The organism is Hymenobacter sp. (assembly GCF_035709525.1).
GTDB lineage: Bacteria > Bacteroidota > Bacteroidia > Cytophagales > Hymenobacteraceae > Hymenobacter.
On the sequence record NZ_DASTEP010000123.1, the window covers coordinates 1 to 9,484 of the forward strand.

Genomic DNA, 9,484 nt, shown 5'->3' on the forward strand with positions numbered 1-9,484 from the left:
CCCTCTCCCAAAAAGAGGGGGAGCCGACCGCAGAATGACGTTCGCTATCGTCAAAAAAGGCGTTAGGCTCCCCCTCTTTTTGGGAGAGGGGGCCGGGGGGTGAGGTGCGCCCGGCCGGGCTACATTAATTCGACTATTCATTCGCTACTGACCCTTTACCAATTTCAATTCACCCGAAAGCTTATACACCTTCCCCGCCTTCGTCTTCAGTTGCACCTCCTGCCCACCATACCGGATTACGCACGCTTGCCCGGCCTCCGACCGCACCTCCGCGCCTACCAATTTCCCCTGCGCCCATTTCAACCCAACGGTAAAGCCGCCGCGTGCCCGCAGGCCACGCACCTCGCCGGCCGCCCAGGCGGCGGGTAGCGCGGGCAGCAGCTCCAGCGCGTCGTTCTGGCTTTGCAGCAGCATTTCGGCCATACCGGCCGCGCCGCCAAAGTTGCCGTCAATCTGAAACGGCGGGTGAGCGTCGAACAGGTTTTTGTACACGCCGCCCTGCTCGGGGCCGGTGCCATTTTCGGCGGGCGCGAGCAGGTTTTGGAGGATGCGCAGGGCGTGGTCGCCGTCGCGGAAGCGGGCCCAAAGGTTGACTTTCCAAGCCAGGCTCCAGCCGGTGCCGCCGTCGCCGCGCTGCGTGAGCGAGGTGCGGGCGGCCTGCATCAGCTTAGGGTCGGCCCAGGTGATGTCGGTGCCCGGAAATACGCCCCACAGATGCGACACGTGGCGGTGCATATCGGCGGGGTCGTCCTTGTCTTCGAGCCACTCCTGTAGCTGGCCATGCTGGCCGATTTGGTTAGGGGCGAGCTGACTGGCTTTGGCGGTCAATTCTTGCTGCAAGTCAGCATCGAGACCTAGGGCCTGGGCCGCCGCCGTGGTGGTCTTAAACAGGTCCCGGATAATCTGGTGGTCCATCGTGGGGCCGGCCACCAGGCCGCCGTGCTCGGGCGAGTTGGAGGGCGTGCTGATGAGGTAGCCGGCGCGCGGGTCTTTGGTGAGGAAGCTCGCGTAAAATGCAGCTGCCGACTTCAATACCGGGTATTGCTGCCGCAAAAACGCCTTGTCCTGCGTGAACTGGTAGTGTTCCCAAATAGGCTGGCACAGCCACGCCGCGCCCGTCACCCAAATGCCGTGATTCGACGCATTAATGGGCGCCGTGCCGCGCCAGATATCAGTGTTGTGGTGCAGCACCCAGCCGGGGGCGTCGTAGTTGGTTTGGGCGGTGGCCTGGCCGGCCTGGGCAGCCTCGTCGATGAACTGCACCAGCGGCGCGGTGCAGGCCCCTAGGTTCAGCACCTCGGCCGGCCAGTAGTTCATCTGGAGGTTGATATTGGTGGTGTACTTGCTGCCCCAGGAGGGCGTCAGCGACTCGTTCCAGATGCCCTGCAAATTGGCCGGCAGACCACCTTTTCGGGACGACGAAATCAGCAAATAGCGCCCGTATTGCAGGTACAGCGCCAGCAGCGCCGGGTCGGCCGTGGGGCTGAATTTCAGGATGCGCTGGTCGGTGGGCAATTGCTCGTTGGCACCGTGCCCTAGGTCTACGGCGAGGCTGCTGAACAGCGCTTGGTAGTCGCGTTGGTGCGCGGCTTTCAGGGCTTCGTAAGTTTTGCCCTGGCTTTGATTGAGCGCCTGCTGCGCCAGCTTTTCGGGTTGGCCGGCTACGTCTAGGTAGCTCTTAAAATTGGTGGCGGCCGCCAGGCAAAGCGTGGCTTCATCGGCCCCGACCAATTGAATCTGTCGGTCTGTCATCGTTAGGCGGCCGCCTTTCGTGGTCACCCGCAGGTAGCTCACGCCGCGCAACACCCCATCGCGCACCTGCACCGCGAGGGCCAGCGTGTGGTCGTCTACGCGGTAGATTTTGGGCTGGGGATGCGGGCTCTGCAAACGGGCGTTGAAGCTGATTTTGCCCTTGACATCGGCGGTAAGGTGGCACACGAGCGCCTGGGCCGGGTTGCTGGAAAAGTACTCGCGGAGGTACTTCACCCCGGCCTGCGTGTACGACGTACGTGCCACGGCCTGGCTGATGTCCAGCTCGCGGCGGTAGTCCGTCACCGGGCCGGTGCCAGCCACATCCAGCCACAAATCCCCAAACGGCTGGTACGACGCCTGGTAGCTCGGCGACAGCGGCGGGTTGGTATCCTGCACCCAGTACTGCCAGCCGGGGCTGAGCGCCACGCCGGTAGCTGGGTCAGCGCCTTCGGGATAGGCCACAAAAACCGGCTGCTGCTCCTTCACGCCAATCAGCCCGCCCTTGTCGTAGTAGTTGATTACCTGGATAGTTACCTCATTACGCCCCGCCCGCAGCGCCGCGGCGGGCACCCGGTAGCGCCGCTTCTTGCTGATGCCCTCATCGGCGCCAATTTGCTGGCCGTTCACGTAAGTAAAATCCGCGTCGCGAATACGACCTAGGCTCAGCGTCAAGTCTTTGCCAGCCCAAGCAGCGGGTAGGTCGAAGGTAGTCTTGAACCACACGGCTCCGTCGAGCCCATCCAGGCCAGCGCTTTCCCAGCCGTTGAGCGTCGGGATGGCCAGTGGTTTCCAGGCGTGGCCGGCAGCGTTGGCCTCGGTTACGCCTACAGCGCGCACCCGTTGCAGCCAGACGGCTTTGGCGGCGTCGTAGCCCTCCTCGTGGTCTTTCAGGCCCATGAAGTGCTGCTCGGCCAGCGCCTCGGCTTCGGCCTGCTTGCCGGCGGCCAGCAGCTGCCTGATTTGGGGCAAATACTGCGCTGCGCCCGGCCGGGCGTAGGCACGTGGGCGGCCGGTCCACAGCGTGGCTTCGTTGAACTGAATCCGGTCCTGCGCCACGCCGCCGAACACCATCGCGCCCAGGTGGCCGTTGCCGAGCGGCAGCGCATCGGTCCATTTGGCGGCGGGCTGCTGGTACCAGAGCTTCAGCGGCTGTGGCTGACCTAGGGCACGGCCAGCCAGCAGGCAGAAAAGGATAAGGAGGCGCGGGTGGAACATGGAAGAAATGTAATCCGGGATGGCGCGGGGCTGTGCCCCGTGTCTACTTGTAGCGGGTTTCTGGCCCGCACGCCAGGGGGCATTGACCAATCTATAGTTGCATAGCAAGGTTTGCTGACGTTGCGGGCCAGCGGCCCGCTAATAACCAGCACGGGGCACAGCCCCGCGCCATCAGCAAGTGAGCTACGGCCCGACTACCGCCTCGGTCACGTCGGTGTCGCGGCTCACGGGCAGCTTCACGTATTTCAAGTTGTTGTTTTGCAGCACGATGTTGCGCGTATTTGCCCCTTTCAACTTCAAAAACGTCTCCGTGCCCGCGGCCGGAAACGAGTTATACACCGACGCATCTTCGGTATTCGTTAGCTCCAGCAGCGGCGCGGCTACGGTAGTGCCCCGGATGCCATCGAGCCACAGTTGGCGCACGTTTTCGACGCGCACGGCCGGGCCGGTGGTGCAGTTCACCTGCACGTTGTGCAAGGCGATGTTGCGCGCTTCCTTCACCGTAAAGCCCTGCTTGGTATCGAGGTTGAGGTTGGAAAACGTCACGTTTTCGATGGGCATTTCGACCAGGCCGTTGAGCAGCCCCGCTTGGTTGCCCTCAGCCGTGATATTGCTGAAATGAATGTTGCGGAAGCGCGGCGTGCGCTCGCTCACCGGCTCGGGCGTCGTCTTGTCGTACTGCATATCGAGCACGATAATCTGGTCGCGGATATTCTTCATCACCACGTTATCGACCCGAATATCCTCTACCACGCCGCCGCGCCCACGGGCCGTTTTGATGCGAATACCGCGGTCGGTACCGTCAAAAATGCAGTTGGAAATGGCGATTTTCTTCACTCCGCCCGACATCTCCGAGCCTATCACTACGCCGCCGTGCCCGCTCAGCATCGTGCAGTTGGTGATGGTATAATTTTCGGCGGGCACATTCATGTTGCGCCCCGCCTTGTCCTTGCCCGACTTGATGGTGATGCAGTCGTCGCCCACGCTGATGTGGCAGTTGGAAATGTGCACGTAGCGGCACGACTCGGGGTTAATTCCGTCGGTATTCGGCGACTTGGGGTTGGTAATTGTCACGCCCGTCACGGTCACGTTTTCGCAAAACTCGGGGTTCACCGTCCAGAACGGCGAGTTGCGAATGGTGATGCCCTCGATGAGCACGTTTTTGCAGTACATAGGCTGAATAAACGGCGGGCGCAGGAAGCCGCGCTGCATCACGCCGGGCACGTTGGGCTTGAGCAATTCGAGCGCTTCTGTGTTCTGGCGGCGAAACTCCTGCTGCCACTTCGAGTCTTCCCGGCGGCGCGATTCGCCTTCGGCAAAATCCCACCATTTCTTACCCTGCCCGTCGATAGTACCCCGGCCCTTGATAGTGATATTTTGCGCCTTATAGGCGTAGAACAACGGCGAAAACCCATTGATGTCGATGCCCTCGTAGCGCGTCTGCACGAAGGGCAGGTAGTCGTCGAAGTTGGTGCTGAAATACAGTACCGCGCCCGCTCCTACCTCAATGGTAATGTTGCTTTTGAGGTGAATTGGCCCGGTCAAATACTTGCCCGCCGGAAAGTACACCGTACCCCCGCCCGCCTTGCTGGCCGCCGCAATGGCCTTGGCAATGGCGGCGGTCGAGAGCTTGGTGCTGTCGTTGCGCGCGCCGTATTTAAGGACGTTGTAATACGGGTCTTGGGCGCGGGCGGTCAAGCCTAGGAGGAGTAGTAACAATACTACTAGCCGCCCAGCCGGGTGCACCTCACCCCCCGGCCCCCTCTCCCAAAAAGAGGGGGAGCCTGACGCCTTTTTGAATCGAGAAATTGACATTTTGCAGGGCGTTTTCTAGAATACTATTTTCATCAATCAGCGTCCGGCTCCCCCTCTTTTTGGGAGAGGGGGCCGGCCCCATAGGGGTCTCGTGAGGTTCACCCGACCGGACTAAAGCCGCCCTGTCACCCGCTTCAACTCATTAGCGTGGGCAATTTCCTTTCCATCGGCCAGCACGCGCAGTCCCTGGCCCTTGCCGTATTTCTGGCCCGTTTTATCCCACAGCACCGTGAGCATGCGGCCGTGGTAGCGCACCTGGTCGAGGCAGAAGTAGTCCCACTGCCCGGCGGGTACCAGCGGGAAAACCTCGACCACCTTATCGGGGCGCGGCTTTAGGCCGACCAGGCCCGTAATTATCAAATCAGCGAAGCCCGAGTGGTTGTAATAGCTGCTGCGCGGGTTGTCGCCTTTCAGCCATTCGCCGTTCTTTTCGTCTTGGTACTCACCTAGGTAGGGCACGCCGTTTTTGCGGAACGACATGGCGTATTTGTGCAGCTCGTCGTAGTACACCTGCGGCGTCATGGTGCCGTGGTTTTTGTAGTCGGTGAGCAGGTTGGCAAGACCTTTCAGGGTTTGGGTGGTGGCGTAGGGCCACACGGCGCCATCCCACTCGCAGCCGTGGCCCGAGCCGTGGGTACGGAAGCCGGGCGCGCGCCGCTCGGCCGTGGTGATGCCCCACGGCGCTTTAAAGCCGCCTTCGTCGGTGAGCTGCGTCCACTGCCGGGCGTACTGCGGCTTGTCGGCGGGCAGGTTGAAATACCACGGAATGTAGCCTAGCTCTTCCCGCGCCTCGCACAGGCCACCCTTGGCGTACTGCACCTTAAAAAAGTCAGCTTTGGGGTCCCAAAGCGTCTTTTGCACGTCGGCGCGCAGCTGCTTGGCTTTGGCGGCGTACTTACGTTCGAGGCTGTCGTCTTTGGTCAGCTTGTACATGGCGGCCAGCGCTTTGGCGTTGCCATACATATAGCTATTGATGGTGGGGCGCACGTTCTGCTCCTTGCGCCCACCGCTGATGGATTCTTCCATCGCGTCCTTCACGTCGTACTGCCAAAACAGGCCGTTGGGCAGCTTGCGCTCCTTTTCCCACTGCCGGTAGTCGGCGTTGAGTGCGGGCAGCACTTCCTGCACAAACGCCTTGTTGTCATTGACTTCATACAGGCTATACACCGCATCGGGCAGCCAGCTGCTAAAGCTGTGCAGCTTGGCATTCACCTGCGGCTGCTTGGCCTCCAGCCAGAATTTCGTGTACTGCTCTACGTACTTGGGGTCGTGCAGCCAGCGCGCCTCGTTGAGATGGTGACCTAGGGCACTGCTGATGGTGTTGTACGGCCCGGCGTGCTTCATCGGGGTAATAAACTCCGTGAACACGTAGCCGTCGGGCGTCTGCTTGAGGTGCTTGCGAAAGGCCCACCACCGGTAGTAATACGCCTGCTGAATGGCCGAGTCGGGGCACTCAAACAGCGGCACCTCGCGGGCCAGCCAGTCGGCCGCCTGCGCGTTAGGTATCAGATTGATAACGTCTTCCTTATCCAGCTCATTGAAGCGGGCCACGCTGGTGCGCAGCAGCTCAGGGCTGAGTACCGGGCTGGCAGCCGGAGCGGCGCCAAGCAAACCTAAAGCAAGAACGAAACGGGTGGGATTCATGCGGATGCAGTTGCGCGGACTTTGCAGTCCGCGATAGTGTGGTGCGTTAGCCGAGCGGTCGCGGACTACAACTGAAAGTCAGTGCAACAAGTCACTCAAACAACCAATCAATTTCTTTGCCGGTCCCGCCCGCGGCACCTAGGCCCGCGTTGTAGGTCGGCACCGGCTGGCTGGCCTCCACAAACCCCAGAATCACGCACGCGCCCCGCGCCAGATTCAGGGTGTGCGTGCCGGGTTTGAAAGAGTAGGTATGTACATTCACGGGCGGCAGGCCGGTGATGGCCACGGCGTTGGAAATCTTGCTCTCGGCCTGCCCATAGTCGTTGGCACTGGCGTCGATTTCGAGCGTGGGCGTGGGCAAAAAACGCGGGCTTTTCTGGTTGAAAAATCCGACTAAAACCTGCACCGGCGTTTTGGTCGAAAACCGGATTTCGGTGCCCTGCGCTACTTGCTGCGCCTTGCTAAAACGTAGGCCTTTCAGCCCCGCCAATTCAGGCGCGAGCGCGGTGATAGTGGCAGTGGTATCAGCAAAAACTGATTGACCTATAGTAACTGGGTACGAATTGACACCTTTGCTCAACAACGTTACCGAGGCATTGCGAAGCGCGACAGTTTTCACCGCCACTGGCGCGTTTTTCACTGCTTTCAGCGAGTCGATATTGTGCTGAAAATCGGCCAGTTCGCGCTGATAAACGGGCAGCATCTCTACCCACGTTTTGTAGGTACCGTCCACACCGCGCATCGGAATTTTGCGCTGCGCAGTTTGCATGCTGTTGGCGTACAAATACGTGTCTTTGGTCAGCTTGGTCATGGTCTGCCAGGCCGCTACGCTGCGCTGCAAGTAGGGCACGGCTTGCTCTAGGTCGGCTACTTTGTGCGAGTATTTGTAGCGCAACGTCAGCAGCGCGGCCTGCGCTTTTTGAGCATAAAAATTGGCCAGCGCGTCGTAGCAGTACATATCGTTTTTGAGGCGCGCAAACTCGTCTTTGTTCTGCTTGATGCCGGGTGCGGCGCGCTCGATGGCGGCCACGGCTTTTTGGCCGTGCGCTACCACTTCGGCGGCCACCTGCGGCGGGGTTTCGCCGATGTGCTTCTCCCCTTTCGCCTCCTTTTCGGCGTACTCAATAATCATCTCGCCCTCCGGCGATTCTGACTCGTAAAGCAGCGTAAACAGCCCGTAGCGCTTGGGGTCGATGAGCTGATTCATCAGCATCCCCAGGGTCAGCGTCTGGCGGTTACCGTCGGTGATGCCGTAGCGGCGCAGCAGCTTGGGCGCGATTTCGCCGGCCTGCTCGTAGGCTTCCAGAATATGCTTGCCAGTGGCTACGTCGCTGCCAAACTGGTTGGCCAGGCGGCCGCCCCAGTACTCGATTTCGGCGGGCCTAGGGCGGTTGGCGCGCCAGGCGTAGCGGCTCCATTCGGCGTACCACAGCCAGTCGCGGTCGGGCTGAAGTTGGCGGCCGGGCACGTTGTCGGCGGTGTAGGGCCAGTCCCAGTACGACGATTCGGGGTAGAGGTGCAGGCCGTTGGCCCCGTAGGTGTGATGCATGGCCTGCACCGATTTCTGGATGAAATCAGCTGACCCATAGCGAAATGGCTCCAGGTTGGCCAGAATGTGCACGTTCTCGATGTGCACCGAATTCATGCCGCTGAGCTGCCGGTGCAACTCGGCCCACGAGCCGCGCGGCGTGTAGGTGGTCAGCGCCTCACCGTTGAATTTGGCTTCGGTATAGAGGTTCTTGTACAGCGGCAGCGCGGCGTTGATAACCCTAGGCGCGTCGGTGTCGTGGGCGCGCAGCACGATGGGCGGCTGCTCGGTTTGGCCCAGCGCCTTGAGGCCGTCCTGCACGCCCGGAATGATAGTTTTGGTAAACCAATCTACGTCGTCCTGGCCCACGCCTTCCATCGCCTCACCTAGGGCCACCATCAGGCCCACGTGGGGATATTTTTGCACGAAGGCGGCGATGGACTTGCGCGTGTAATCGGCAATGAGCGGCACGATGGGCCGGGCACGGTCCTGAGTTTTAATGTTGTAGTGCTCAGCGAAGGGCTTGGAAACAATGATGTTGTAAAACATCTGAATCACCCAGATGCCGCGCTTGTCGGCCTCCTCGGTGAGGAAGCGATACATGTCCTCGTTTTTCTTGAAGGTGGCATCGTCCACCTCCACCGCAAACGGATACTCCTTGAGCCGCACCAGCGAGGCAAACGGGTGGCCGTTCCAGAGGTAGAGCGAGTTCATGCGGTTGTCCACCAGCATGTCGAGGTACTTCACCCACAGCGCCTTGTCGTAAAACCACGGAAACGTCTCGGGCGTGTAGGGGTACTCGTACACGTTGCGGCCGGGCAGGTAAGTAGGCTTTTGCACCCCGATGCACGCGCCACGCATCACCATTTCGGGCTGGTCGGTGAGGTGCAGGTTCGCGCCGATTTTGCCCTGCTTTTTTACTTCCTCGGCTAGTTCCAGACAGCCGTAGAGCGCGCCCGAGTTGTCGGTGCCGCTGATGACAACCGTTTCGTTTTTAGCGGAATTGATGGAGAAGCCTTCTTTGCCTGGCGCTTTATCAGCCGCCGCCGGCGCAGTAGCGGCGGCTTGTTTCAGTAGCGCGTCGCTGGCTTGGCCGACTACTATCAGGCCCTTTTTGCTGAGCAGCTTGTCTTGCTGCTGCACCTGCACCGTGTAGCCCGCCGCTCGCAACGCGGTGGCCAGGCGCGCCGCGCCGTAGTGCAGGCGCGGGTGGGCGTTTTTAGGGAGCTGAATGGTGCGCGACTGCGGCTGCGGCGCGCTGCCCAAACCAGCCGCGCCAATGGCCCGAAGCAGGAGGCTACCCAGCAGTAAATAACTAGCGGCAAATTGCTTCCATCGGCTACGGTTCATTGGCGCGCGGTTTGTTTTCGATAGCCCGGTAAGGACACGATACCTGGTGCCAAAAGTAGCCGCAGCCGGGTGGGGCGATTTATAGCATCTTCTCTGGCTCTTGTAAGATATTGCCATGGGGTGGCGGGCGGTTGAATCAGGCGGGTTACCCCACCCCCGGCCCCCTAGCCCCTACCCCCT

General features: G+C 60.8%; 4 protein-coding genes. All 4 read right to left on the minus strand.

Annotated features, from left to right (window positions below; translation table 11 throughout):
• Positions 1-144: 144 nt before the first annotated feature.
• The 4 genes from VFO93_RS10515 to VFO93_RS10530 all read right to left on the minus strand — a co-directional run bounded on the left by VFO93_RS10515 (position 145) and on the right by VFO93_RS10530 (position 9,304).
• Positions 145-2,967: a glycoside hydrolase family 95 protein gene (locus tag VFO93_RS10515; protein ID WP_325134328.1), complete on the minus strand. Its 2,823-nt coding sequence runs from the start codon at positions 2,965-2,967 to the stop codon at positions 145-147.
• A gap of 183 nt (positions 2,968-3,150) precedes the next feature.
• Positions 3,151-4,665: a glycoside hydrolase family 28 protein gene (locus tag VFO93_RS10520; RefSeq protein WP_325134329.1), complete on the minus strand. Its 1,515-nt coding sequence runs from the start codon at positions 4,663-4,665 to the stop codon at positions 3,151-3,153.
• Between the two features lie 228 nt (positions 4,666-4,893).
• Positions 4,894-6,393, minus strand: a complete 1,500-nt coding sequence (locus tag VFO93_RS10525) for an MGH1-like glycoside hydrolase domain-containing protein (RefSeq protein ID WP_325134330.1) — start codon at positions 6,391-6,393, stop codon at positions 4,894-4,896.
• A 124-nt stretch (positions 6,394-6,517) separates the two neighbouring features.
• The gene (locus VFO93_RS10530; protein WP_325134331.1) at positions 6,518-9,304 is read right to left on the minus strand and encodes an alpha-d-galacturonidase; all 2,787 of its coding nucleotides are present in this window, start codon (positions 9,302-9,304) and stop codon (positions 6,518-6,520) included.
• Between the last annotated feature and the right edge of the window lie 180 nt (positions 9,305-9,484).